Source organism: Aequitasia blattaphilus, from assembly GCF_024721305.1.
Taxonomy (GTDB): Bacteria; Bacillota; Clostridia; order Lachnospirales; family Lachnospiraceae; genus Aequitasia; species Aequitasia blattaphila.
This window is the reverse complement of sequence record NZ_JAMXOD010000025.1, coordinates 12,063-38,659: the sequence shown is the minus strand read 5'-3', so window position 1 is coordinate 38,659 and position 26,597 is coordinate 12,063. Positions and strand designations below refer to the sequence as shown.

Annotated in this window: 22 protein-coding genes and 1 riboswitch; of the genes, 1 reads left to right on the top strand and 21 read right to left on the bottom strand. The window is 37.7% G+C overall.

Translation table 11 applies throughout. From position 1 onward, the window contains the following. Nucleotides 1-73: 73 nt before the first annotated feature. From grdB to NHH15_RS13480, 12 genes are all read right to left on the bottom strand, one after another. A complete protein-coding gene (grdB, locus tag NHH15_RS13535; protein WP_262067186.1) occupies nucleotides 74-1,387 on the bottom strand; it encodes a glycine reductase complex selenoprotein B in 1,314 nt (437 codons plus the stop codon). A gap of 10 nt (nucleotides 1,388-1,397) precedes the next feature. Then, nucleotides 1,398-2,678, bottom strand: coding sequence for a glycine/sarcosine/betaine reductase component B subunit (locus NHH15_RS13530; protein WP_262067185.1), 1,281 nt, complete (start codon nucleotides 2,676-2,678; stop codon nucleotides 1,398-1,400). A 37-nt stretch (nucleotides 2,679-2,715) separates the two neighbouring features. Further along, entirely contained in the window at nucleotides 2,716-3,093 is a 378-nt protein-coding gene (locus NHH15_RS13525) for a GrdX family protein (protein ID WP_262067184.1), read from the bottom strand. Between the two features lie 116 nt (nucleotides 3,094-3,209). Further along, nucleotides 3,210-3,319, bottom strand: a riboswitch (glycine riboswitch). Nucleotides 3,320-3,447: 128 nt separating this feature from the next. Beyond that, complete coding sequence (purB, locus tag NHH15_RS13520) at nucleotides 3,448-4,881, bottom strand: adenylosuccinate lyase (RefSeq protein ID WP_262067183.1); 1,434 nt, start codon at nucleotides 4,879-4,881, stop codon at nucleotides 3,448-3,450. A gap of 15 nt (nucleotides 4,882-4,896) precedes the next feature. Then, on the bottom strand, nucleotides 4,897-6,327 hold the full coding sequence (purF, locus tag NHH15_RS13515; RefSeq protein ID WP_262067182.1) for an amidophosphoribosyltransferase: 1,431 nt from the start codon (nucleotides 6,325-6,327) through the stop codon (nucleotides 4,897-4,899). 13 nt (nucleotides 6,328-6,340) lie between these two features. Continuing rightward, a complete protein-coding gene (purC, locus tag NHH15_RS13510; protein WP_262067181.1) occupies nucleotides 6,341-7,048 on the bottom strand; it encodes a phosphoribosylaminoimidazolesuccinocarboxamide synthase in 708 nt (235 codons plus the stop codon). Between the two features lie 94 nt (nucleotides 7,049-7,142). Continuing rightward, on the bottom strand, nucleotides 7,143-7,826 hold the full coding sequence (locus tag NHH15_RS13505; protein WP_262067180.1) for an amino acid ABC transporter ATP-binding protein: 684 nt from the start codon (nucleotides 7,824-7,826) through the stop codon (nucleotides 7,143-7,145). Between the two features lie 13 nt (nucleotides 7,827-7,839). Then, the gene (locus NHH15_RS13500; RefSeq protein ID WP_262067179.1) at nucleotides 7,840-8,490 is read right to left on the bottom strand and encodes an amino acid ABC transporter permease; all 651 of its coding nucleotides are present in this window, start codon (nucleotides 8,488-8,490) and stop codon (nucleotides 7,840-7,842) included. Between the two features lie 11 nt (nucleotides 8,491-8,501). Further along, nucleotides 8,502-9,308 (bottom strand): amino acid ABC transporter substrate-binding protein, encoded by an 807-nt coding sequence (locus tag NHH15_RS13495; protein WP_262067178.1) that lies wholly within the window; start codon nucleotides 9,306-9,308, stop codon nucleotides 8,502-8,504. A gap of 78 nt (nucleotides 9,309-9,386) precedes the next feature. Continuing rightward, entirely contained in the window at nucleotides 9,387-10,160 is a 774-nt protein-coding gene (locus NHH15_RS13490; RefSeq protein ID WP_262067177.1) for a tetratricopeptide repeat protein, read from the bottom strand. After that, nucleotides 10,132-11,418, bottom strand: a complete 1,287-nt coding sequence (locus NHH15_RS13485; RefSeq protein WP_262067176.1) for a DUF5716 family protein — start codon at nucleotides 11,416-11,418, stop codon at nucleotides 10,132-10,134. Before NHH15_RS13485 ends, NHH15_RS13490 begins: the two co-directional genes overlap by 29 nt. A gap of 21 nt (nucleotides 11,419-11,439) precedes the next feature. Next, on the bottom strand, nucleotides 11,440-14,739 hold the full coding sequence (locus NHH15_RS13480) for a DUF5717 family protein (RefSeq protein WP_262067175.1): 3,300 nt from the start codon (nucleotides 14,737-14,739) through the stop codon (nucleotides 11,440-11,442). 93 nt (nucleotides 14,740-14,832) lie between these two features. Here NHH15_RS13480 and NHH15_RS13475 point away from each other — a divergent pair, with 93 nt between their 5' ends. Then, nucleotides 14,833-15,921 carry a pyridoxal phosphate-dependent aminotransferase gene (locus NHH15_RS13475; RefSeq protein ID WP_262067174.1) on the top strand — a complete coding sequence of 363 codons (1,089 nt, stop codon included), beginning with the start codon at nucleotides 14,833-14,835 and terminating at the stop codon, nucleotides 15,919-15,921. A 49-nt stretch (nucleotides 15,922-15,970) separates the two neighbouring features. Here the strand turns inward: NHH15_RS13475 and carB are convergent, their stop codons facing one another. The 9 genes from carB to pyrH form a co-directional block, all read right to left on the bottom strand. Next, nucleotides 15,971-19,168, bottom strand: coding sequence for a carbamoyl-phosphate synthase large subunit (gene carB / locus NHH15_RS13470; RefSeq protein WP_262067173.1), 3,198 nt, complete (start codon nucleotides 19,166-19,168; stop codon nucleotides 15,971-15,973). After that, a complete protein-coding gene (locus NHH15_RS13465) occupies nucleotides 19,168-20,238 on the bottom strand; it encodes a carbamoyl phosphate synthase small subunit (RefSeq protein ID WP_262067172.1) in 1,071 nt (356 codons plus the stop codon). The genes carB and NHH15_RS13465 overlap by 1 nt, the downstream gene beginning before the upstream one ends. A 134-nt stretch (nucleotides 20,239-20,372) precedes the next feature. Next, complete coding sequence (locus NHH15_RS13460; RefSeq protein ID WP_262067171.1) at nucleotides 20,373-21,563, bottom strand: transglutaminase domain-containing protein; 1,191 nt, start codon at nucleotides 21,561-21,563, stop codon at nucleotides 20,373-20,375. Further along, nucleotides 21,564-22,598, bottom strand: coding sequence for an RIP metalloprotease RseP (rseP, locus tag NHH15_RS13455; protein WP_262067170.1), 1,035 nt, complete (start codon nucleotides 22,596-22,598; stop codon nucleotides 21,564-21,566). A gap of 4 nt (nucleotides 22,599-22,602) precedes the next feature. After that, entirely contained in the window at nucleotides 22,603-23,745 is a 1,143-nt protein-coding gene (locus NHH15_RS13450) for a 1-deoxy-D-xylulose-5-phosphate reductoisomerase (protein ID WP_262067169.1), read from the bottom strand. A gap of 12 nt (nucleotides 23,746-23,757) precedes the next feature. Next, on the bottom strand, nucleotides 23,758-24,531 hold the full coding sequence (locus NHH15_RS13445; RefSeq protein ID WP_262067168.1) for a phosphatidate cytidylyltransferase: 774 nt from the start codon (nucleotides 24,529-24,531) through the stop codon (nucleotides 23,758-23,760). Beyond that, nucleotides 24,532-25,236: an isoprenyl transferase gene (locus NHH15_RS13440; RefSeq protein WP_416386585.1), complete on the bottom strand. Its 705-nt coding sequence runs from the start codon at nucleotides 25,234-25,236 to the stop codon at nucleotides 24,532-24,534. Between the two features lie 82 nt (nucleotides 25,237-25,318). Beyond that, a complete protein-coding gene (gene frr / locus NHH15_RS13435) occupies nucleotides 25,319-25,870 on the bottom strand; it encodes a ribosome recycling factor (protein WP_262067167.1) in 552 nt (183 codons plus the stop codon). A gap of 17 nt (nucleotides 25,871-25,887) precedes the next feature. Beyond that, nucleotides 25,888-26,583, bottom strand: a complete 696-nt coding sequence (gene pyrH / locus NHH15_RS13430; protein WP_262067166.1) for a UMP kinase — start codon at nucleotides 26,581-26,583, stop codon at nucleotides 25,888-25,890. Between the last annotated feature and the right edge of the window lie 14 nt (nucleotides 26,584-26,597).

The following is a 26,597-nucleotide window of genomic DNA, read 5'->3' as shown; positions in this document are numbered from 1 at the left end:
GCTAAACCTGCGGGACCTGCACCTAGAATGATTACATCATATATCTTATCCATTTGTTTATCTCCTTCTACGTTTACTTGTCAAAAACTGTCTGTCCATCAACCTCTGTAGCAAGAGCATCTAAAGCCTTCTCCACGATTTGGCGGCGAAGTTCTTTTTCTTCTTTTTTATCCAATGCTGGATTTCCCAGTGGATGTGGAATTGCAATAGCTGGTACGATTCTATTTGCACCAACTGTCATGGAAATTGGTGTAACTGTACATACATGAACCACTGGTATGCCAGCTCTTTCAATTTCTTTAACCATCGTTGCACCGCAACGAGTACAGGTACCTCAAGTGGAGGTTAAAATAACAGCATCCACACCATCTGCTATTAATTTCTTTGAAAATTCCTCTGCAAATGCCTTAGATGAAGCAACTGCAGTACCATTTCCTGTAGTGGTATAGAAAAGATGATGTAGCTTTCCAATTTTGCCCTCTTTTTCAAGATCTCTTAAAACATCAACTGGCAAAACTCTATCTGCATCTTCATTTGCATATACAGGATCGTATCCACCATGGGCAGTTTCATACGTATCTTCTGTCAAATCCATAACACCTGTAATATCATACTCTCCATAACGTGAAGCAGATGAACTTTCGATATGATCTGGATTTCCCTTTGGCACAATACCACCAGAAGTAACAAGAGCGATTGTGGCATGAGCCAAATCTTTCACTGCTGGCATAGGATCTACCCGGTCAAAGTCTGGCATAGGATACTCTGTTGTAAACTCCTTGCCTGCCAGTTTTGCCAATAACATATTGATTGCTCTTTTCGAACCTCTTTCATTTTCAAAGAAATTCTTACGGATTCCATTTGGCATATATCCTTCTTCAGAAGAAACCCCAATTTCCTCTTTTTTGGCAAGTTTCAACGCTAATGGCGCCATTTTTGCCACTGCATCTCTCATGCCTGCTGCACTATTTTTTGTTGCAACTGTGTATACCTTATCCTTAAACATATCTGCTCCAGGATTTTCTTTATACATTCCCGTAACAGCTGGAATTCCTAATTCCTGTTGTACTGCATCCGCTATTGTACCACAAGCAACTCCATATCTTCCCGCATTAAATGCAGGGCCTGCAATAAACACATCTGGATTTTGCTCTTTTACCATTGCTAAAATATCTGCTTTCGCTTTGTCCAGATTCTCATTAAAGTAAGAATCCCCACATACTATTGTAGCAATAATCTCTGCTTCATCCTTAAAACTTGCTTTAAAAGCCATACCAGGTCCAACAACCTCACCTACACGAAGTTCTGCAGGAAAATCAGCTTTTTCTTCTCCACCGATATTAGCGAAGAATTGGTTAATATAATGTACTACTCTTATTTTAGACATTTTTCTCCTCCTATCTAGCGCTAAGTTTGTTGAAACCAGTTTCGTTTGTAGCACCTGTAATTACCTGTAACTCTACTTCTAATGATCCATCTTCTCTAAGTGTTTCATCCGAAGCTCCCGCAATCTTTGTCACGTAATCTAAAGTTCCAATTACTTTGTCAAGTTTTGGAAGGATAATTACTTGATTTGCATTACCTCCTGTGACAACCGCATCTGCTGCTGCATCTGCATCTGCAAGAGATTGGCTCTTACCGTCTCTTCCTGCATATTCGTCAGTAATAATAACTGTTTTAACACCTTTTGCCTCAATCTTTTTACAGTTCATGATTAAGTCCGTATCTGGATTTCCAAATCCTTCCTGAGATACGATTACTCCATCAAGATCCAACATTTCACACATTTTAGCGGTCCAGTCTGAAGAACGTTCTTTATCTGCCAAATATACGTTTTCGTTCGTCAAAATCTGACAAACAAAGTTCAAGGTTTTACCATGTTCTTCTAACATATCATGAATAACCGGGTTGTTTAAATGGTGATAAGTTGTGTTCTTGTCACATGCTGATACACAGTTACCTGATACAATAGCTCCATCCATCACTTCTGTTGGATTCATAATTGTTGATAAGGTTTGCTTTGCGTCCACACCATATACATATGTGTCATGTAAAAGACCTTGGCTTTGAAGCATCTGTACATATGCAACTCTTGGAAGATCTGGATATTTTTCTTTTCCTTCCATGATTGTCTGTGTCTCATAAACCTTCGTTTCATCTGGAGTCAAGCTTTTTGAAAGCTCTCCAAGATAAGTTGCCACTCTGAAACCTGCAAGTCTAACTGCTTTTTCATATTGATGTGGTTTTATATCTTCAATTGGTTCACATACCATAACTAAATTGTTTAATTTTGAAAATGGAGTGTATTCTGCTCCAGGGCCAGTCATATCAATGATTCCCTCTTGGAAACCAACAATTTTTCCAGCAGTTACAACTGCCATTCCTTTAAGGGCATAAGTTTTTCCACTACCTACAGTACCTACTTTTGCAATTACGCCTGGGAAGATACCACCCTCTCCTTCTACTTTGACTCTTGGCTCAATAACATCCTTAACCGGTGTAATACGTACACTCTCTCCCGGTTTTGCTACATCAAATGACACCTCTTTTAATTTTTCATCTGATAGAACGATTTTTTCCAATTCTGCTTTTGATACATACAATACCCCATCTTCAATCTTCGATGTATCAGAAAAAACGATGTCCTTGATGAATATGTGTCCCATTTCTAATTTCACAATAAAGTCCCTCCTTCTTTTGAAATTAATTTATCCATTAAGCATCTGCTGATGCTATGGCACTGTTTAATAAGGTTCGGTCAACAACCTGTAAATCTTTCAGAGTTTTTTGATCATTTATGGTTGGTTTAAAAGAAAATTTTCCTACCGTCTGTATCGAACTCTCTATTAACTTAACATACTTTTCTTCTAAACTTCCTACCCTTTTGGAAACCATAATTGATTTATAAGGTGTCTCACCTGGTTTAACGCTTCCGGATAAGGGATGGCTCAAAAGCTCATGACCTTTGTAGATTTTATCTCTTACTTTTACTAAAATATTTTCATAATCTACATCGTAAAACTCAATTTCTTTCTCGGTACCAAATTCTTCTACAACCATTGGATTATTTGTAATAATAATATAGTCATCCATATTGAATACCTCCAAATAGTCTCATAACATTTTATAATGCTTCGTGAAAAAAGTTTTAAAAAAAGGACACATCACTAAATCGTGTTGTGTCCTTCTGTCTTTGCATCCAGAATATAGTCCTTTTTTCCATCCTTTTGCCTGAAAGTTTCACCTATTTTCATCACACATGAAAATAGCTTGCCTCTTCGGCGATCTTACTAAAAAGATTCTCTCGAGAAAAAAATCATCCTATCTCTATAAAATTTTTCTATAACTTTATTTCATGTGTCTATCATAGAACATCTTTTTCTCTTTTTCAACCCCTATTGCAATTTTTTTAACAAATAAATTTTTTTCTAGTAGAATCTCACAAAATTAGACGTTGATTTCCGCCTTAATGCCCAGTAAATCTTTCTTGCTTCTTAACAATTTATCTACATCATTTTTTAGGAAAGATTCCACCTGTTCTTTTGCTCTTCCAACATATTTTGATGGGTCCATCGTTTTCTCCAGATCCTCTTTTGTTAAATTGAATCCATCGTCTTGTGCAATTAAATCCAAAAGATTATTGTCTAACCCTAATTCTTTTACATTTCTACCTGCTTCCATAGAAAGTTCCCGAATTCTCTCATGAAGTTCTTGTCTGTCACCACCCGCCTTTACAGCATCCATCATAATGTTCTCTGTTGCCATAAATGGAAGTTCTGACAAAAGTCTCTTTTCAATCACCTTGGGATATACAACGAGTCCATCGGCAACATTTAAACACAAGTCCAGAATTCCATCAATAGCTAAAAAGCCTTCTGGAACACTTAATCTTTTATTTGCCGAATCATCCAAGGTTCTTTCGAACCACTGAGTTGCACTTGTAATTGCCGGATTTAATGCATCCACCATCACATATCTACTTAGAGAAGCTATTCTTTCACTCCGCATCGGATTTCTTTTATAAGCCATTGCCGACGAACCAATTTGACTCTTTTCAAAAGGTTCTTCTACTTCTTTAAGATGCTGTAAAAGTCGAATATCATTGGAAAATTTATGGGCACTGGCTGCAATTCCAGCCAAAACATTTACCACTCTTGTATCTACCTTTCTGGAATAGGTTTGTCCTGATACTGGGTAGCTTGATTCAAATCCCATCTTTTTTGCAATCATTGGATCGATTTTATCAATCGTCACCTGATCCCCATTGAAAAGCTCAAGAAAACTCGCCTGGGTTCCAGTTGTTCCTTTTGAACCTAATAACTTCAGAGTGCTTCTCACATAGTCCAAATCCTCAAGATCCATCATAAATTCCTGCATCCAAAGTGTTGCTCGTTTTCCTACTGTTGTAGGCTGTGCTGGCTGAAAGTGAGTAAATCCAAGAGTTGGAAGTGCCTTGTATTCTTCTGCGAACTTGCCCAATACAGCAATAATGTTAACCAATTTCTTTTCAACAATGTCCAATGCTTCTTTCATAACAATCACATCCGTGTTATCACCAACATAACAAGAAGTAGCACCTAAATGAATAATTCCCTTTGCCTTTGGACATTGAACTCCGTAAGCATATACGTGACTCATAACATCATGACGAACAATTTTCTCCCGTTCTTTTGCCACATCATAATTAATATCATCTGCATGAGCCTTTAACTCTTCAATTTGTTCTTCTGAAATATCTAATCCTAATTCTTTTTCCGTCTCAGCCAAAGCAATCCACAGCTTTCTCCATGTTTTGAATTTCTTATCTGGAGAAAACACATACTGCATTTCTTTACTGGCATATCTTTCTGATAAAGGACTTACGTATTTGTCTGTACTCATGATTTATTTCCTTTCCTACTTTTCAAATGCATGTGAAATATCTTCACCGGGAACTTCCATCGGATAGTTCCCTGTAAAACAGGCATCACAAAATCCTAAGTCACCCACCATATTTTTTAGTTTGTCCACTTCCATATAGCCTAGACTGTCTGCGCCAATCATTTCCCTGATTTCATCTGTTGTATGGCTATGTGCTATTAATTGTTCATTAGAAGGCACATCCGTCCCAAAATAACAAGGATACAAAAATGGCGGAGAACTAATGCGGACATGTACTTCTTTCGCTCCGGCTTTTTTGAGCATCTTGATAATGTTTGCCGACGTAGTTCCTCTTACAATGGAGTCGTCTACCAATACAATCCTCTTATCTTTTACAACCTCTTCTATTACATTCAGCTTAATTTTAACACTACTTTCCCGCTGACTTTGTTTGGGCTTGATAAAGGTTCTTCCCACGTAACTGTTTTTGTGGAAAGCCATGCCATAGGGTATTCCTGTTGCTTCTGAATATCCTTTTGCTGCAACCAATCCAGAATCTGGAACACCTACAACTAAATCTGCCTCTACTGGAAAAGATTCCGCCAAAGTTTTTCCTGCTAAAATTCTGGAATGATACACATTCACTCCATCAATTTTACTATCTGTACGTGCAAAATAAATATATTCAAAAATACATCTCGCTTCATTTTCAGGGTTAATTTGTAACTCTTTATTTGATGTAATTCCATGCCTTGAAATTGTAACCAGTTCACCTGGTTCTACATCTCGAACAAATTCTCCACCTACTGCGGCAATTGCACAGCTTTCAGAAGCAAGAAAATAAGTGTCATCTCTTTTCCCGATACACAGTGGCTTCAGTCCAAAGGGATCTCTTACCCCAATCATCTTTCTGGGGGATGTAACAACCAGTGCATAGGCTCCCTTTACTTTTTTAACTGCACGTCTTACCGCCTCATCTGCTGTCTCTGTGTTTAATCTTTCTCTTGCAATATGGTATGCAATCACCTCGGAATCAATAGTAGTCTGGAAAATGGCTCCTGTCCTTTCCAAATCCTGTCTTAATTCAATTGCATTGGTAAGATTTCCATTATGGGCAATTGCTAATGCACCTTTTATATAGTTAATTACCAATGGCATAGCATTTTCTGTTCTTGAACCACCCGCCGTGGAATAGCGAACGTGTCCCAAACCAAGGTTTCCCCCCAGCTCCGATAATCTTTCTTCATCAAAAACATCATTTACGAGACCTAAGCCCTTGACTGCATTAAATTTTCTTTCACCGAAGGTGTTTGTAACTGCTATTCCACAGCTTTCCTGCCCTCTGTGCTGAAGAGCAAAGAGTCCGTAATATATTGAACTTGAAACGTCTTCACCTTTTAAATCATAGGCACCAAATACACCACACTCTTCGCCCATTCCTGTCGTTACTTTTTCAAAGTCTGTCATGTGATAACTCCTTTTACTTAATTCCAATTCTTTTAAATACCTCTTGGTATGCGTCTTCAACATTTCCCATATCTCTTCGGAAACGATCTTTATCTAATTTTTCTTTTGTATTTATGTCCCAAAGTCTACAGGTATCTGGTGATATCTCATCTGCAAGAATGATATCTCCATGAAATCTTCCATATTCAATTTTGAAGTCAATTAATTCAATTCCTGCTTCTGCAAAAAACTTTTTCAATACATCATTTACCTTAAACGTATATTGGGTGATTTTATCAATTTCTTCTCTTGTAGCAGCTCCAATTGCGATTGCATAGTAATCATTAATCATCGGGTCTCCAAGATCATCATCTTTATAACTAAACTCAAGTGTGGGCTCTAATAAAGCTTTTCCTTCTTCAATTCCCAGCTTCTTTGAAAAGCTTCCTGCCGCCACATTACGAACAATAACTTCAAGAGGTACTATTTCAACTTTTTTAACAGCTGTCTCACGATCACTTAACTCTTCCACAAAGTGTGTTGGAACTCCTTCTTTCTCCAATACCTGAAAAATATAGTTTGTCATTCGGTTATTTACAACACCTTTTCCAACAATCGTTCCCTTTTTTTCACCATTAAACGCAGTTGCATCATCTTTGTAATCTACAATAACGATATCAGGATCTTCTGTTTTAAATACTTTCTTTGCTTTACCTTCATACAATTGTTCTAGCTTTTGCACTTTGATACCCACCTTTTCTATATTATTATCTTTTTGCTGCATAAAATAGTATAATACAAGGCCAAGGGAAAAGCAATAATCCCCCGACCTTGTATTATTCACAAAATTTACCCAAGAACATCTTCATTCTTTCGTTAGAAGAACCAAAAACTTCCTCTGGGCTTCCCTCTTCTAAAATATAACCATCCTCCATGAAAATAATATGATCCGCTACATTCTGAGCAAAACTCATTTCATGAGTTACAATTACCATGGTCATATTCTCATTTGCCAGCTCTTTGATGACTTTTAATATCTCACCTGTTAGTTCAGGATCCAACGCAGAGGTTGGTTCATCAAAAAAAAGAATATCTGGATTCATTGCCAGGGCTCTGGCAATGGATACCCTTTGTTTTTGTCCGCCTGACAACTGGAAAGGGTATGCTTTTTCCCGATCTGACAATCCCATCTTTTTCAAAAGCTCTCTAGCTTCCTTATATACCTCTGCTTTTTCCCTTTTCTGCACTTTTATTGGTGCATCAGTAATATTCTTCATTACAGAATAATGTGGAAAAAGATTAAAGTTCTGAAATACAAGACCATAGCTTCCTTCGTAAGAAATCACTCCCTTATCCGCCTGCTCTAATCCTGTAGCACATCGAAGTAATGTAGATTTTCCACTTCCTGAGGGTCCAATAATCCCAAGAACCTCACCTCGATTTACAGAAATCGAGATGTCTTTCAAAACCTCTACTCCATCAAAACTCTTTCCTAAATTTTTAATTTCCAAAAGCTTCATCTCTTTGACCCACCTATCGATAATAACTCAATTTCTTTTCTATACCTTCCATAGATACTGCTACAATTAGATTAAAAACGTAATAGAATACCCCTGCTACAATGAATGGCATCATAGACGCCTGTGATGCAGCAATCTGCTTTGCCACAGTAAACATCTCCGTTACAGCCAAAACAAAAGCGAGTGAAGTATCCTTTACCAAGGTAATAACCTCATTGGTTACAGAGGGCATAATACGCTTAATCACCTGTGGAAATATAATCTTAAAAAAGGTCTGTGCCTTCGTATACCCCAAGACTTTAGCTGCCTCATATTGTCCTACCGGTATCGATTCAATTCCACCTCTATATATCTCTGCAAAATAAGCCGCATAATTAATAACAAATCCTATTAGAACAGCGATTAATCGATAATTATTGGAAATTCGTATTCCAAAGAGATAATAAGGTCCAAAATACACGACCATCAATTGAAGCATAAGAGGTGTCCCTCTCATAATCGATATATATATTCTTGCAATCCCCTGAAATGCTTTTGTCTTAGACATACGTCCAAAAGCAATGATAAGTCCTAAGGGGAGAGAGAATAAAAGAGTAACTAAAAAGATAGAAGCAGAAACCAGCATCCCTGTTGCCAGTTCCTGCACTACTGTCTGTATCTGCATTTTCTTTGTCCTTACTTATGAATAGCCAGAGCTCCCGGAACTCCACTATCTGCATATTTTTCTGCTATTTTCTCAATGGTACCATCTTCTGCCATTTCATCTAATGTTTTCTGTACTTGATCTCGAAGTTCTTCATTTCCCTTTTTAAACCCGATTCCGTACTGCTCGGAAGAAATCTCTTCTTCTAAAATTTTAAAATCGTCTGAGTTGTCTCTGGAATTAATCTGATACATTGCCACTCCAATATCAAGTGCCACTCCATCACAAGCTCCAGATTCCAAATCCATAAATGCCGTATTATACTCTGGCACTTCTGTTAAACCCGAAAAAGTATCTGCCAAATCTTTCTTATCTTCCTGCAGTGCATGAAGGGCAGATGAATCCGCTTGGGTTTCTACAAGCTTTCCTGCTAAATCAGCAAAAGATTCTATTCCCGAATCAGCTGCAACCACGATTACTTGCTTATTATCAACGTATGGTTCTGACCAGGTGTACTGATCTTCTCTTCCATTAATTGTAAATCCATTCCATATACAGCTAATGGTTCCTGCGTTTATCTCCGCATCTTTAGAATCCCAGTCAATTGGTTGTTTTACTAATGTCCATTCATTTCTTTTGCACACTTCTTCTGCAAGATCCAAATCAAATCCTACATATTCTCCATTGTCATCTTTATATCCATAAGGCGGAAAAGACGCATCAAATCCAACAATAAAACTATTCTCATCCTTTGTCTTCGTTTCTTCCTTTTTGCATCCTGTTAATACAAGAGCACAAGCCATAACAAGTATGAGTAATAATGAACCAATTTTTTTCATATTTGTATCCTTCCTTTTACGTATTAGTGTTTTAGTAGTTGATAACTTTACTACACTAAAACATAATAGCATAGCTCTCTAGTGACTGTCAATCTTGCGATATACCTGTCTCCAGCTTCGCACATCCTCTGTTGAAACATCTAAGTTTGCTTGTTTCCTCCACTCCTGTGTTTCTTCCTTTATCTTTCCATCAATACTAAGATACAGACTGTTATTAGAAAGCATTTTCGTGTATTCCTGGGGGGTATATACTTGCTTGCAGCTATATAAATAGGCTTTAATAATTCCCAAATCATCATCCGTCAGTGCCACTGCTTCTTTATAATTTCTCACCGCTTCATCATAGAGAAATAATCGACCAAAACACGAGCCTAAAGAGGCATGGATATGTCCATAGAATTCCTTTTTTACCGTAGTATCCCATTCCTTTTTTAAGATGGATTGATAAACTAAAATCGCCGCCTCATATTCCTTGCTGTCAAAAAGAGTATCCCCTTTGTATTTCTCTCTCTCCACATCTTTTTGATTTTTTAATGTTTCAAGAGTTGCTTGCATTTGATACAATTCTCGTTCGGAATAGATATTAGACTTCTCCAGTATTTCCATTATAAACTGCTCAATACTTGCATTTCTGGTCAAATAAAATTTCAGTCCTCTAGCCAAAGAATTCAGCTCTAACTCACGATCAATCCAGGAACAAAGCTGATGATTCATAATGGTTGAATCAACCAGATAGAGATGATTGCATAAGTAATAACACAGTTCCTCAATTGTATAAATTTTTTTATGTATCCTTGTAATCTCATAAGGGTGTTTGGCCCTTTTAGGATGACATAGAATTAAACTGGCCATGAATACCTCCTAAATGGATGATCTTTTCTGTCTGAAAATCGGTTGCAGGATAGAAATCCCCAAACCCAACATCCTTTACAGTAAATCGACATGTCTTTTCATCTAAAAACATTACATTGATTTGTAAACGTAATGAATAATCTTTCCTCTCTACTAAGCCTGCAAGAGATATGCTCTCTGTATAGAGCTCTTCTGATGCTAATGATTCTACGCGAACCTCAATATTTCTGGTATTATCCAGCAAAACCTCCCATTGGTTATCTGCTTCATACCAGTGGCTTCCCCATGGAACAATAGGATACCATTGCTCTTTTCCCTCTCTCTTTATATGCAGGCATACTCTTTGTAAAAGCCTGGTATCATCTAAGTATATAATCCCCTCATTAGGAGATTCTACCATCTTGTACGAGTAATAGCATGCACCCTTGCTGTAAAGATTATTTCCAAGAAATGCTCTTCTTCCATTGCATAAAACTCTTAAAGAGTCTGGATACCACTCATTTTCAAAGCCTTCTCCTGTTAAAAAAACGCTGGAAACTACTTTCTTGTCGAAAACCCCTTGGACAAAGGATTTAAACTTCTCATCTGCATATCTCGCCTGATCTTCATCATATACCGGGTAAATAGCCATCAACTCATTAATATGAGCCGATGCCACTTCATCAACTGTAATAAATCGATTGTTTTCATTTTTCTTGGCTGGATTTAACCTGCGCAGCATGTACGCTTTCATTTGGTAAATGTCACAATAAAAAAGTGCTGCTTCATACTGCCAGAGTTCTTTTGGCTGATTGTACATATAATGAGCAAAACTCTCTTTATAATCTTGAACACTGATATTTTCTTTTTCCACTCCTAAATGTTGCCCTATCCCTTTTAAAAGATTTGACATATCAATATCTGTTTCAGAAACTGTAAAGGTTAAGTATTCAATATTTTCGTATTCGCTCAATGTCATGCGTATATATTTCGCCAAAAGCCACACCGCATCATAGGTTTTTCCGTTGGCTACTATTTTTTCCCGCTTTTTCGCCTGCTCGAAAAAATTTGTAAAAGCAACGCCTTGATTAATTGTATCAAGACGTTTCGCCTCTTTTCCATACACCCAACGATCATTGAAAAAAGCCAGTGCCAATGGAATCTGCATTGCTTCCTCTGATTCCTCATACGTTTTTGGCTCTTCATCCTCGAAATTGTAAAAGCTGATTTGACTGTATTTACTGTTTAAATCGTAACCCAGGATATACCTCTTTTTCATAGGTTTTTTCCTCTCATATAACTAGTATTTGTGATATATTTTCTCCGAAATAATTTCTTCTTCTTCGTAGGCAATCATCATTCCCTTCAAATTAGCTGGAGAAACACCTATCATTTCATTTAATCTTGCATAGCGTCCCGCTGTTGCAACATTATTTTTATTATCAATTTTTTTCTTTTTGCTCTCTGTTACCAAATTGCCATCTGTTTCTTGGAAATAGTAAATCAATTCCTCATCATCAAAAAGAATAAAGTCTTTGACATACATAGTCTCAAAGGTAGGAAGTAATGCTTCCTTATGAAATCCTAATTCATCTTTATTATTTCTTCGGATTTTATAGCACACCCATACTCGATTCCCGGGTTTTGCCTTATAAGAAACTAAAACCTTGTCAAAAAGCAAAAGTTCTCGCAGCCACTGCTTAGGATAAACCATATAAAATTCAAAAAGAATTCCTTTCTCACATAGTTCACCCATGACATTTCGAAGAACTTCTCCTTCTTCCTGACTATAGCTTTTATCTGAAAAATACTCTAACAAAGCAATCTTACACACATCTGGAAGCTCTTCTCTCTCGTGGCATTCCAACATAATAATATCAAAAATAGAACGGCGTAAAACTTTCTTTCGCAATAGATACTCACGTGTTACGTATGCAAGATATGCCTGTTTTACTCTGAAATACACTCCATCCGAACGATAATAGTCAAGAAAAATTTCATCTCCATTTAAAATGGTTTCAGAAAAAATCATTTGTGTAATAATTTTTTCTCCTAATACATGAGTTGGAACATTATAGTCTTTCAATACATAATAAAGCTCCTTCATGTTTCGGGTGCCACCTGTATAATGCTCTGCTAAATATGTGAGTGTTGCCTTATCGTACATATCTCTTTTAAAAAGTATAATACTGTAGTAGGTTAAAACTTGTGACTCTTTATATTCGCTTTCCCGAATTTCTCTGCTAACCAGGCGAAGAACGTCTTTCTCCGGAAAAACTTCTATTCCCAAATGATAAAGTTCATCAAAATCCAACTCTCTTTTGACTTCTTCTTCTTTCCAGGCTCCAGTTGTATCGCCGTAATTCTTACATAGTTCTAAAAATCTTGGTTCATAGAATAATCTCGAAGTCTCAAAAGCGATGGAATCAGTATAATATCTGCCTTCTCTTGATTCCCAAATAATTCGGGATTCCTTATCATACAAATAAATAATTGCTCCGTCTCTCTCATAAGGTACCCTTTGTTTAATCGTTCCATCTTTTTCAATCACAAGAACTCTAGACATATTGGGAACCTTCGTTGTAACCAAATAGGAGAAACATATATCCCGCATCGCTTCGATTCTCTTTGCGTCCATCTCATCTTCTCTGCAAAAACGCTTATAGAGAATCTTCAAAGAGTCCGTTACTCGTCTTTTCATAAGCTGGTTCCATGTGAATTTAACCATCTGCTCACGATATCCCAGGTAAAGATCCCCTGCTTCTTCCTCATGCTGCACCAAAGACGCATATAGGAATGCACATTTCTTATAATTTAAGTTATTTCCGTGGAGATAGTATAGATAAATCACCCGTGGAAGAGGCTCTTTCATCTGTTCCTCATCTACCGTCAGCATATAATACTCATAAAGCTTAGCCAAACGAAAATCATTGTCTACCGCTAGTTTATACCATTTAAAATAGCCAGGTGCAATTTTCCCACCTTTAATTAGCAAGATGCAGATTGCATTTAAAATCATTGACTCTGGATACATTTCATAGGTTCTCTCCAAAATCACAAATAGCTTCTCTTCGTAAAATTTCTGCTGACTGGCAAAATTTGCAAGGTAAAGAGCTAATTCTTTGGTAATCAATTGATACTTTGCTGCAAAATTCAAAACTTGCAGCTCAAAATCTCCCAGTTTTTTCAAAAGCGCTGGTTTTTCTTTGTAACACAAGAAGCACTCGAGATAATATGTGACCTGATGATTCCCAAAATCATAATGGCTTGACAGCATTGAAAGTCTTTTATTTGGATTCTTATAACGATTGTCTAAATCTAAAAGCATCCAAAGTAAGATCCATGATTCCTGATGTCGAATATGCGTTTTTTCCAAATCCTGGATTACTCTTGCATAATGGCTGCCTTCTCCTCTTATAAGGGCTGTCAAATACAGATAATAGCTATTTACCTCAAAATCCTTTACAAGAGCAAAACGATTATAATTATAGTTTTCTAATATCCACTTCGCTTCCTCTTCTTTGTTTCCCATAAGACTTACATGAGCCGTGAGTAACTGGTACATATCATTTTGTGAATCCAGCTGCTTCAACAATTTAAGCCTTTTTAACGTTTCCTCCACCCATTCGTTGAGAGTTTTCACTCCGGAAACGTGTCGTATATAGCTCTTTACAATCTGAGCCATATACAAATCTTCATCCCTATGATTTTCGTCAATATCTACATTCTGTAAAACCTCCACAACATAGTATAGGATTTCATAAGGAGTAATAAATTTCAGACGCAGAAAATTCCGGCCACCGTGAAGATATTCCGGCCGTACAACGTATTCAAATTCATACGCATTTCCAACGAAATCATCTGTTGTGATTTGCTGCTTATTCAAACGGACAAAATCACCTTCTGCTTCGATACGGATCGGCATAAATCCCCATGTATTTTTCATGATTGTCAGAGTACCTTTTGTTGCGTCTTTCACATCCTCGAAGAACATTCCTTCTCCTTGCAAAGTCAAAAAGATACATTCCTTCTGTTTGATGCCTACTAAGAATTCCTCTAATGCTTGTTCTCCCAGAGACCATTTACGCATATTATCATAGAGATATAAAATCCGTTCATCCTCATATTTTAAAATATCATAAAATTCTTTTGAGCGGAACAAACGTGCCGCTTCAGAATAATCTTTCACCGCAAGTTTCCGAAAATCTTCTGTGCTCTGAACTTTCCCATAAGGAGTGGTGATATAAGGTTTTTCTGTAATGGCTGTAAATGCAAGACGGTATTCACCTGTATCACTGACGATATCAAAAAAACCATCTTCAACATATCCTGGTTCCAATCCTCTTCCATCGTAGGTATACTCTATTCTGCAAACCGTTCCATCAAATCCTTGTTCTTTTAAATGGACACGCAAAGAAGAGGGATATATTATCCCTCTGACTCTATCCTTTGTATTACTTTTTATGGTCAGACTCCCCCGATATACTTCACCTTCTCCTATGATAATAACAATATTTGTTTCATCAAAGGTGATTTTAGGCTTCGTTGATTGAAAGTCACCCTTTGAAAATCTTTGAATTTTCTCCTTCAATAGGTGCACCTGCTTCTTTCGTTGCATTTTTTTACAAATGTACTATAATGAATTATATCATTTTTGTATAAAAATGCAAATATTAAGTAAAGGAAATATGAAATGAAAAAAGAACAAAACTTCCATGGAAGTGATATTGAGAAAATCGCTTCCTTTTATCAGATTCCCACAGAGGAAATTATCGATTTTGCCTCAAATGTCAACCCTCTCGGTTTGTCACCTATGGCAAAAGATGCTCTCCTTGACAATATTGATATTATAACAAAATACCCTGACAGAAACTATACTTCTCTAAAAAGAGAGATTGCCCATTACTGTAATGTACCAAAAGAATTCGTAACTGTGGGAAATGGCTCAACCGAACTCATTTCCATTTTCACAAGACTTATGGCTCCCAAAAAAGCCTTGGTAATCCGCCCTACTTATTCGGAATACGAAAGGGAACTATCTCTTTCAGGTGCTGAGCTTTCTTACTATTTCCTGGAAGAGAAAAATGACTTTAAACTGGATATCGAAAAATTCATAAGCCAGCTTAATCACGAATTAAATCTTATTGTACTTTGCAATCCTAATAACCCTACCGGCCTAGGAATCGAAACAACAGACTTGGAGAGAATAATCGCCCACTGTAAAAAATATAAAATTGCACTTTTAATTGATGAAACCTATGTCGAGTTTTCTCCGGCACACAAAAACATCAGCGCATTGTCCTTGGTTGAAAAGTATGATAACTTCATGGTAATCCGTGGTGTTTCAAAGTTCTACTCTTCGCCTGGTCTTCGCTTTGGTTATGGAATCACAAGCAGCAAAGAATTCATTCACTATTTACGGAGAGAGCAAAACCCATGGAGTCTAAATAGCATTGGTGCTTTTATGGGAGAAATCATGTTAAAAGACATTGCCTATATTCAGGAAACAAAGGAACTTATTTGGGCAGAAAAAAGCCGTATCCAAAAGGAGCTTTCTCGTTGTTCCTCTTTGCATGTCTTTGACACGGATTCCAATTTCTTCTTAGTGAAGCTTTTAAAAGAAGGGTTAACCAGCGATTCTGTCTTTGAAGAAGCCATTAAAAACCGGCTTATGCTAAGAAATTGTTGTAAGATTGAAGGGTTAAATGGTGAATTTATTCGTTTTTGTATTCGGAGTCCTAAAGAAAATGATAAACTCCTTTCCTTTTTCAAAAAAATGTAACACTCTAATAAAAACGTAGTATGGAACGTATCCCATACTACGTTTTTTATTATATTTCTGCAATATCAACTAAAGTTAATTTACGAATATTCGTATTTTCCAAGCTCGTAATAAGTGCATTGGCTGTATCAATAGACGTCAATACATTTACCCCTGTTTCAATTGCATTTCTTCGGATTACAAAACCATCTTTGGATCGATCTGCTCCTTTCGGCGGCGTATCGATAACCAAATCGATTTGATGTCCTAATATTAAATCTAATAAGTTTGGAGATTCCTGCTCAATCTTGTTTACCGAAATTGCTTTCACTCCTGCATCGTTCATTGCCTTTGCTGTGCCTCTGGTCGCAAAAATCTTATAACCGATTTTTTCAAAACGTGCTCCAATTTTAACTGCTTCTTCCTTATCATCCTCACGAACTGTAATAATCATATTCTTATGCTTCGGAAGCTTAATCCCTGCCCCCAGAAAAGCTTTATACAAGGCTTCATCAAAGGTTTTCGCTATGCCTAAGCACTCACCTGTTGATTTCATCTCAGGACCCAGACTTATATCCGCTCCTCGGATTTTTTCGAAAGAGAATACTGGCATCTTAACCGCATAATACTCTGACTCTGGCTGAAGCCCTGGCTTATAGTCCATATCTTTGATTTTGTTTCCAATAATAACCTTTGTAGCCAATGGCACAATTGGAATCCCTGTAACCTTACTGATATACGGTACCGTTCGGCTCGATCTTGGATTTACCTCAATAACGTAAACCTCTTCATCCACTACAATAAACTGAATGTTAATCAACCCAATTACTTTTAACGATTTTGCCAATCTCCATGTATAGTCTTCTATGGTTTTCTTTACATTTTCAGATATACTGGTAGCCGGATATACGGAAATACTGTCTCCCGAATGAATTCCTGCCTTTTCAATATGCTCCATGATTCCAGGAATGATGATATCTGTGCCATCACAGACAGCATCCACCTCTATCTCTTTGCCCTGCAAATACTTGTCCACCAAAATAGGATGGTCTTGGGCGATTCGGTTTATGATTCCAATAAATTCATCAATGTCATGATCATTAATTGCAATCTGCATTCCTTGTCCACCTAACACATAAGAAGGTCTTACAAGGACTGGATATCCCAAACGGTTTGCAACTTCCTTTGCTTCCTCAGCAGTATATACTGTACCACCTGAAGGTCTTGGGATCTCACACTCTTCCAATATTTTATCAAAAAGCTCTCTGTCTTCGGCCGCATCTACACTTTCTGCTGATGTTCCGAAAATTTCAACTCCCATATTCATAAGGGCTTCTGTTAGTTTAATTGCTGTCTGTCCACCAAACTGCACAACAGCTCCATCCGGCTTTTCAATATCCACGATACTCTTGACATCTTCTGGCGTAAGTGGTTCAAAATACAGTTTATCTGCAATATCAAAATCCGTACTAACTGTTTCTGGATTGTTATTTACGATAATGGTCTCATATCCTTCTTTTGAAAATGCCCACGTACAATGAACAGAACAAAAGTCAAATTCTATTCCCTGTCCAATTCGAATCGGCCCTGATCCCAGAACCAAAATCTTTTTCCGGTCTTTCGTAACCTCTGCCTCATTTTCACTGCCATACACAGAATAGTAATAAGGAGTTTCAGCCTTAAACTCTGCCGCACAAGTATCAACCATCTTATAGGCTGCCACAATCTGGTTATCATAGCGCATTGTTTCAATTTCATCTTTTGTTTTTCCAGTAAGAGATGCAATAACACTGTCTGGGAACTCAATCCGTTTTGCTTCCTTGAGAAGCTCCACACTTAGTTCTTCCTTTTTCAATTTCTCTTCCATCTCTACTAAAATAGCAAGCTTATCAATAAACCAACGATCTATTTTGGTTGCATTAAATATCTCATCATATGAAATCCCTCTGCGGATTGCTTCTGCAATACGCCAAATTCTCATATCATCCACAATTTCCAGAGCTTCCATTAAGGCGTCACGGTCTAAATCAGTAAAATCATAAGACATTAAGCTGTCCACATTTTGCTCCAGGGAACGGATTGCTTTCATAAGAGCACCTTCAAAATTATCACAGATACTCATTACCTCACCAGTTGCCTTCATTTGCGTTGTAAGAGTCCTTTTTGCACTGATAAACTTATCAAATGGAAGCCTTGGAAGCTTAACCACACAGTAATCAAGCATTGGTTCAAAGCTGGCGAAAGTTTTCTTTGTCACTGCATTCTGAATTTCGTCCAGAGTGTACCCAAGAGCAATCTTAGCTGCTACCTTGGCAATAGGATACCCTGTTGCTTTTGATGCAAGGGCTGAAGACCGGCTTACTCGAGGATTTACCTCAATCACACAATATTCAAAGGTGTCTGGATGTAGTGCATACTGTACGTTACATCCACCTGTAATATTTAACTCACTGATAATATTCAATGCTGAAGTACGAAGCATTTGATATTCTTTATCTCCTAATGTCTGTGAAGGTGCAACAACAATACTGTCCCCTGTGTGAACACCAACCGGATCGATATTTTCCATATTACATACGGTGATACAATTCCCTGCACCATCACGCATTACTTCGTATTCAATTTCTTTCCAGCCTGAAATACAACGTTCTACTAATACCTGACCTACTCGTGACAGACGAAGACCATTTTCAAGGATTTCCATGAGTTGGCCTTGATTCTGGGCAATTCCACCACCACTTCCTCCTAGCGTATAGGCTGGTCTAAGTACAACAGGATAGCCAATCGTCTCTGCAAAAGCCACACCATCCTCTACCGTTTCTACCACTAAAGAAGCTGCTACCGGCTCGTTGATTTTTTCCATGGTTGTCTTAAATTCCAGACGATCTTCCGCCTTCTTAATCGTCTCAGAGGTAGTTCCAATTAATCGAACATTGTTTCTCTTTAAGAAACCATTTTCCTCAAGTTCCATCGCCAGATTAAGTGCTGCTTGTCCTCCAAGAGTTGGAAGCACACTATCAGGCTTCTCTTTTAAAATCAATTGTTCAATCACCTCTACCGTAAGAGGTTCAATGTAGACTTTATCTGCAATATCTTTATCGGTCATAATCGTAGCTGGATTTGAATTCAAGAGAACAACTTCCAACCCCTCTTCTTTCAAAGAACGGCATGCCTGTGTTCCTGCATAATCAAACTCCGCAGCCTGACCAATAACAATTGGTCCAGACCCAATCACTAAAATTTTCTTTAAATCATTATTCTTTGGCATTATTTTCCTCCTTTCATCATATCCATAAACCGATCAAATAAATAACTTGAATCCTGAGGTCCAGGACATGCTTCCGGATGAAACTGTACCGTAAAAATATTTTTATCGATATAGGATAATCCTTCATTCGTTTTATCATTAACGTTGATAAATGCTTCTTTTGCAATGGAAGCGTCAATACTGTCTGCATCAACTGCATAGCCATGATTCTGAGAAGAAATATACACCTTGTTGTTGCTTAAATCCTTAACAGGATGATTGCCACCTCTATGGCCATATTTCAATTTATATGTTTTTCCACCATTTGCCAATGCCATCAGCTGATGTCCTAAACATATGGCAAAAATCGGGATATCTGTTTGATATAATTTTTTGATTTCTTCTATGATTTGTACGTTTGTTTCCGGATCTCCTGGTCCATTACTGAGCATAATCCCCTCTGGATTATCTGCAATTATTTCATCTGCAGTCGTATAAGAAGGATATACCGTCACCTGACATCCTCTAAGATTTAAAGACTTGGCAATATTGTCCTTCGCACCAAAATCCATAAGCGCAACTTTAGGACCATCACCTTTTAAGGTGTATTTTTCATCACATGTGGTTTCAGATACCACATCTCCTATTTTATAAGCTTTTAGCTGAGGTAGAATTTTATCTAAATCGTAATTCTCATTTGTGGTAATCATTCCGTTCATCGTACCTTTTTCTCTTAAAATCTTTGTCAAGGCACGAGTGTCTATACCACAGATACCAGGAATATCCTGTTCTTTCAAAAAATCCTGAATGCTTCCTGTGCTTCTGAAATTACTATAATTTCGCGACAACTCTCTTACTATATAGCCTTTAGGCCACGCTTTTTTTGATTCCATATCCGGTGTGATTCCATAATTCCCAATTAATGGATATGTCATAGTTACCGCTTGACCGGCATAAGATGGATCGGTTAGAACTTCCAAATAACCTGTCATTGAAGTATTAAATACTACCTCACTTATCACATCTTTTGTCGAGCCAATACTCTTGCCGCTAAAGACATTGCCATCTTCTAAAATAAGAAATGCTTTCATATTCCACCTTTTTCCTTCCACTTACTTACATAATTACAGGCAGTATGTGAAAACACAAAACTGCCCTTCATTCAATAAAACTTATGTCTACACAAATTGTAGAAATTATACTATAAATCTCCGAACATTTCAAGCTAGTATTGCCAGAAAATCGTAACTTTATTTAACTCGGTATCATCCATGTAGTAATACTCCACTTGAGAATACCCTAATTGAGCCGCCAGATTTGAGGCCACAGTAGGAATCACGTTGTTAATCAAGTCTGGCTGTGCTCCTTGATAGGCTGCTTCATTTGAATATTTAAATACATATTCATTCATACGATTATTGATGGACTGGTTTAATACTTCCATGGCATAACCTGGGTCATATGCATCATGATAAAGTCCATTTCTGACGTAATAGTTACAAGCCATACTCTCACAAGCTGGTAATCGTTCCACCTCTTCAAAGGTATGAGTCTTGGACATCTGTTCATAGCTGGTGCACATGTAATCGTAGATTACATAGGATTCCTGATTGGGAATAGCTGGGCTTTCTCCTGTGAAAATTGGATCTCCCCAGGTAACATCAACAAAGTAGTTCTGCCCTTCACACGTCACAATATTCCATGCATGATTTTCTTCTCTTGCAATTCCAATGACATAGGAGGCCGGAATACCTAATCTCTCCATTAGCACTTGAAAAGCTTTGGCATATCCTGCACACACCGACACTTTATTTCCAAAAACGCTATAGATATTTTGATTGTCAGGAGCACTCATATCGTAATCTGTATTCAATACCAGGTAACGGTATACAAACAATACCTTCTCATACTCCGACCAATAAGGATCAATCTGGAGGATGATATTATCAATTTCATTGTCTATGATACCTTGCTTCTCTACTCTTTCTTCCTTGGAAAAATTATAGGAGATTTCCATTTCTATGTAGGTTTCCGGCTCTTCATAGGTTACCGTCTCCACTTCTCCATCACACCAAAATATTTCTCCATGATCCTTAATTACATCCTCAAAAATATCAAATGCTTTTTCATGACTGGTGGTATGAATCGTGATTGTTTCGTCATGATCCAGTACTCCCTGCAGAATTTCCCGATATGCAAGTTTTTCCTCATCACTGTAGGTGTTATAATATAGCTTTGAAGAAAGTCCATCTTCACCAATTTGTACTTCCTTATAAGGTATCTGCTCTATTTCCTCTTCTACAATCTTTTCCTGCTGCTCCTTAAATACCTGGGGCAGTTTTGTAAAAAAGAAATATGCTCCCCCGCAAAGAAGGAGAATAATCGTAAGAAGAAGTACTCCTATCACCTTTTTCATCTAAAAAAACACCTTTCTAATGTCGTTAAACATAACAACCACCATCAAAAGCATCAGCAGCATAATTCCAACCATATGTACCATACCCTCTTTTTCTGGAGGAATTCTTTTTCTTCGGATCCCTTCAATGATTAGAAATATCAGCCGCCCTCCATCTAATGCAGGTAAGGGCAACAGATTCATCACTCCCAGATTTGCCGAAATTAAAATTGCCATGCTTAACAGCTGAGAAATCACCACTTTTGCTCCGTAGTCCACACTTTCTTTATAGGTTGAATCTACCATGTCTGCAATTCCAACCGGTCCCGATAAGTCATTGATTCCAACTTGACCTGTGAGAAGCATTTTCAGACTCTCAAATGTGGAATTAATCATAAGACGTACCTCATAATATCCATATTGGACTGCTTTTAGCAGGTTCGCTTTTTGATACCCGCTGCTGGCAACACCTACACGATAGCTTTTTGTCTCTTCGCTGTATTTCGGTATAAAGCTCTCCGTTGTATGCCTGTCTCCATCTCGTACATAGGTAAGTGTAATTTCCTGATCTCGATTCAATTGCGTATAAAAGCTCAGCTCACGAAACAAATAGATTCTCTTATTATTAAATTTCAGTATTTTATCTCCCGCTTTTAATCCAGCCTCTGCAGCTACAGAGTTTTCCTGTACTTCCGATAGAACAGGCTCATCATATCCTACCATACCGGTTAAGATCACAGATAAAATAAAAGCAAGTATAAAATTGAAAACTGCTCCTGCCACAATAACAGATATTCTTGCCGGAACAGATTTATTATTAAAGTTACTCGGTGAATCTGTTGCCTCTTCATCCTCTCCCATTGTACAAGAGCCACCTATAGGGAGCAGCTTCAAAGCATATACAGTTCCTTTTCTTTCTTTCGAAAACAGAATCGGCCCCATACCCAGTGCAAATTCTGTCACCTCAATTCCATTTGCTTTTGCCAGTAAAAAATGTCCTAATTCATGAAAAAAAACAATGAATCCAAAAATTAGGATTGCTAAAATGATTCCCAAAATTCTACCTCCTGTTATTGATGCGTATATATGTTTCTTGTTCTACTCTTAGGATTTCTTCTAATGTTGGATTCTCAATTACAGTATGATGCGTCACGCAATCCTCTATAATCTCCATAATCTCCAAGAAAGTAGCCTCACCCTTTAGGAATAACTCTACTGCCAATTCGTTGGCTGCATTAAATACCGTTGGAAGACTCCCCCCTCTTCTCCCCACAATATAAGCCAATTTCAGTGCGAAAAATGTGTCCATATCTGGTGCTTCAAAAGCAATCTGACCCAACTTCTTAAAGTCCAGACGCTCTCCCCCTAAACCTCTTCTTTCTGGACAAAAAAGTGCATATTGTATCGGCAGCTTCATATCCGGGGTTCCCATCTGCGCTATCACCGATCCATCTATATACTCTACCATGGAATGAATGATACTATTGGGTTGTACAATTACTTCAACCTGATCAATCCCAATATCAAACAACCATTTTGCTTCCATCACTTCCAAACCTTTATTAACCATAGTTGCTGAGTCAATAGTGATTTTCTGTCCCATGGTCCAGTTCGGATGTTTTAAAGCATCTTTTGGCCTGACACCGATTAGTTCTTCCTGATTCTTTCCACGAAATGGGCCTCCTGATGCTGTCAGCCATATCTTTTCAACCTTTTTCGTTTCATTACCCTGTAACGCCTGAAATATAGCCGAATGTTCACTATCTACAGGTAATATTTTCACACCCATTTCCTTTGCCAGAGGCATGATGATATGACCTGCGCAAACTAAAGTCTCTTTATTGGCCAAGGCAATGTCTTTTTTACACTTAATTCCTTCAATCGTCGGACGAATCCCGATCATTCCAACAACTGCTGTCACAAGGATTTCTACCTCTTCATGGGTTGCTGCTTGAACCAATCCATCCATGCCGCCCAGGATTACAACATCCAAATCTTTCACATTTTCTTTTAGCAGCACTGCTCTTTCCTCATCATACACTGCTACTAATTTCGGTTTAAATTCTCGAATCTGCCTTTCCAATAATTCTATGTTTTGATTCCCGCTTAAGGCAACTACCTTTACATCTGAATTTTCTCTCACAATTTCAAGTGTCTGTGTTCCGATGGAACCGGTAGAGCCGAGTATTCCAATTTTTTTCATTTTTTCGCCTCTCTACAATAACAATACTGCCATATAATAAATGACCGGTGCTGTAAATATCACACTGTCAAACCGATCCAAAATCCCGCCGTGGCCAGGAATTAAATGACCATAGTCCTTAATCTCATAGTTTCTTTTTATTGCAGATGCAGCTAAATCTCCTATCATGGAAATCAAGGCTCCGACTCCACATATCACACCGAAAACAACGGCTTCTTCTCCAACAATACTTCCAAAAACAACTCCTAGAGCAATTGCTCCAACCACACCGCCAACTGCACCTTCTACTGACTTTTTGGGACTTAATTTAGGCGCCATTTTATGTTTTCCCAAAAGCATTCCTACACAGTATGCGCAGGTATCACTTCCCCAGGACCCCAGAAAAATCAAGATTGCATAGGATAACCCTAACATTCTCGCCTGATAAATATATGAAATCATAACTGCCACATATACGAAACCAAAGAAGGCAGTAATAATCTGATTTCCATGATATTTCGGAAATGCAAATACATAGGATGCCATAAGTACAATCAAAGCCAAAATGATACTTCCCATTAAAAACTCTTTCTTTTCTAAAAACAGTAACAAATAGTAAATGGCTCCACATATATAAGTTAAAATTCCCGGCAGCTTGTTTTCGACTTTAACTACCCGGTTCAGCTCCCACATTCCAATCAGACTTATGATTCCGCAGAACAACAGAAGGACATTGCTGCCATATCCAATTACCAGGGCAAGTACTAACACCAACACAATTCCACTTAATAACCTTGATTTAAACATCTACTCTTCTACCTTTCCGTATCGTCTGTTTCTGCCATCATAATATTCAATCGCCTTTTCAAGTTCCTTTTTATCAAAATCCGGCCACAATACATCTGTAAAATAAAATTCTGTATATGCTAATTGCCAAAGCAGGAAATTAGAGAGACGGATTTCTCCGCTGGTTCGAATCAAAAGATCTGGATCCGGAATTCCCTTGGTATCCAAATATTTCGAAAAGACATCTTCTGTAATTTCTCCCAATGACAATTGATTCTCCATACAATCCTTTACCATTGTTTTCACGCCTCGAATCATTTCATCCCGGCTTCCATAATTAATCGCAATGTTAAAAGAAAGACCTTGATTCTCTCTCGTCTCATTTTCAAGCTCTTGGATACTCTCCTGTAAGTCTTGATCCAATCCCGTAATATCTCCAATCACGCGAATACACATATCGTTTTTGGCAGCTCTTTTCAAGCTTGTTTTCATGTATTTCCTCAAAAGCTTCATAAGTGCTTCTACTTCCGAATCCGGACGGTTCCAGTTTTCTGTAGAAAAAGCGTATACTGTTAAATATTTTATCCCCAGATTCCAAGCATCTTCACAAATTTGCTCTACTGCCTGACTGCCTTTGTTATGTCCGAAATTTCTAGGAAGGCCTCTCTTCTTCGCCCATCTTCCATTTCCATCCAGGATAATTGCCACATGTTTTGGTACGTTCATTTCTACAGTCCTTTCTTTTGCTTCTTAACACAGGAAAAGTACTCGTTCAATACCTGAACGGGTACCTCCCCCTTGCATTTTTTTAAACCGTCATTACTTCATCCGACTTAACTTCAACTGCTTTATCAACATTTTTCACAAATTTATCAGTCATTTTTTGAAGCTCATCTTCTAAATCTGCCATCTCATCCTCAGATACATCTGTTCCCTTTAACTTTTTAATTGCGTCATTTCCATCTCTTCGGATGTTACGAAGAGCAACTTTCGCATTCTCACCTTTTTTCTTTACATCCTTCACCAACTCTTTTCTGCGCTCTTCTGTCAGCTCTGGAAAGCTTAATCGAATAAGACTTCCATCATTGGTAGGATTAATCCCTAAATCAGACATTTGAATTGCTTTTTCGATTTCACCCAGCATTGTTTTCTCCCATGGTGAAATCTGAATCATACGTGGCTCTGGAACAGATACATTTGCTACTTGCTGTATCGGTGTTGGTGTTCCATAATAATTGACCATAATTTTATTTAAGACGTTTGGATTTGCTCTTCCTGCACGAACAGTCGCCAAATCTCCATCTAAATTAGTCATTGTTTTTTCCATTTTGTCGCTATAAACTTTGAGTCTCTCATTCATTCTATTCTTCCTCCTTTTTATACGGTAACCTTTGTACCGGTAAATTTATCAGTAATACTATTTGCAATACTATTCTCTTCATTTAAACCAAACACTAACAAAGGAACTTTGTTTTCCATGCACATAATAGATGCTGCTAAATCAATGGCCATAAGTCTTTTATCAATCATCTCTTCAATCGATATCTCTTCATATTTCTGAGCATCTGGATTTTCCTTTGGATCACTGTCATAAATTCCGTCAATAGCTTTCGCTAGAAGCATAGCATCTGCTTCAATTTCAATTGCACGTAGTACAGAGCCTGTATCGGTGGAAAAATAAGGATGCCCTGTTCCTCCTGCAAAGAAAACAACCTTTCCTTCTTCCAGTGATTGTAATGCCCTGTCTTTTGAAAACAAAGTGGTAAACGCTCCGCACTGAAAAGGAGTAAACACTTCTGTCTTCATGCCAACATAGCGAAAGATATCCGACACGTAGATACAATTCATCACTGTAGCAAGCATTCCAATTTGATCTGCCTTCACACGATCAATCGTTTCACTGGTTCTGCCTCTCCAGAAATTTCCTCCTCCTGTCACAATAGCCACTTGAATATTCTGGTCTACTAATTCCTTTACCTGATTTGCTACTTTTACACAAGTTTCTTCATCAAAACCTGTTTTTTTATCTCCTGCTAAAGCTTCTCCGCTTAGCTTTAATAATACTCTTTTCATTGATTGGCTCCTTT

Coding starts and splice junctions, on each gene's coding strand:
- frr (WP_262067167.1), bottom strand. CDS start 25,870: ATGAATGAGAGACTCAAAGTTTATAGCGACAAAATGGAAAAAACAATG.
- NHH15_RS13475 (WP_262067174.1), top strand. CDS start 14,833: ATGAAAAAAGAACAAAACTTCCATGGAAGTGATATTGAGAAAATCGCT.
- purF (WP_262067182.1), bottom strand. CDS start 6,327: ATGACAGACTTTGAAAAAGTAACGACAGGAATGGGCGAAGAGTGTGGT.
- pyrH (WP_262067166.1), bottom strand. CDS start 26,583: ATGAAAAGAGTATTATTAAAGCTAAGCGGAGAAGCTTTAGCAGGAGAT.
- carB (WP_262067173.1), bottom strand. CDS start 19,168: ATGCCAAAGAATAATGATTTAAAGAAAATTTTAGTGATTGGGTCTGGA.
- NHH15_RS13495 (WP_262067178.1), bottom strand. CDS start 9,308: ATGAAAAAAATTGGTTCATTATTACTCATACTTGTTATGGCTTGTGCT.
- NHH15_RS13500 (WP_262067179.1), bottom strand. CDS start 8,490: ATGCAGATACAGACAGTAGTGCAGGAACTGGCAACAGGGATGCTGGTT.
- NHH15_RS13505 (WP_262067180.1), bottom strand. CDS start 7,826: ATGAAGCTTTTGGAAATTAAAAATTTAGGAAAGAGTTTTGATGGAGTA.
- NHH15_RS13450 (WP_262067169.1), bottom strand. CDS start 23,745: ATGAAAAAAATTGGAATACTCGGCTCTACCGGTTCCATCGGAACACAG.
- NHH15_RS13460 (WP_262067171.1), bottom strand. CDS start 21,563: ATGAAAAAGGTGATAGGAGTACTTCTTCTTACGATTATTCTCCTTCTT.
- NHH15_RS13490 (WP_262067177.1), bottom strand. CDS start 10,160: ATGGCCAGTTTAATTCTATGTCATCCTAAAAGGGCCAAACACCCTTAT.
- NHH15_RS13440 (WP_416386585.1), bottom strand. CDS start 25,236: ATGAACGTACCAAAACATGTGGCAATTATCCTGGATGGAAATGGAAGA.
- NHH15_RS13485 (WP_262067176.1), bottom strand. CDS start 11,418: ATGAAAAAGAGGTATATCCTGGGTTACGATTTAAACAGTAAATACAGT.
- NHH15_RS13445 (WP_262067168.1), bottom strand. CDS start 24,531: ATGTTTAAATCAAGGTTATTAAGTGGAATTGTGTTGGTGTTAGTACTT.
- purB (WP_262067183.1), bottom strand. CDS start 4,881: ATGAGTACAGACAAATACGTAAGTCCTTTATCAGAAAGATATGCCAGT.
- NHH15_RS13525 (WP_262067184.1), bottom strand. CDS start 3,093: ATGGATGACTATATTATTATTACAAATAATCCAATGGTTGTAGAAGAA.
- NHH15_RS13465 (WP_262067172.1), bottom strand. CDS start 20,238: ATGAAAGCATTTCTTATTTTAGAAGATGGCAATGTCTTTAGCGGCAAG.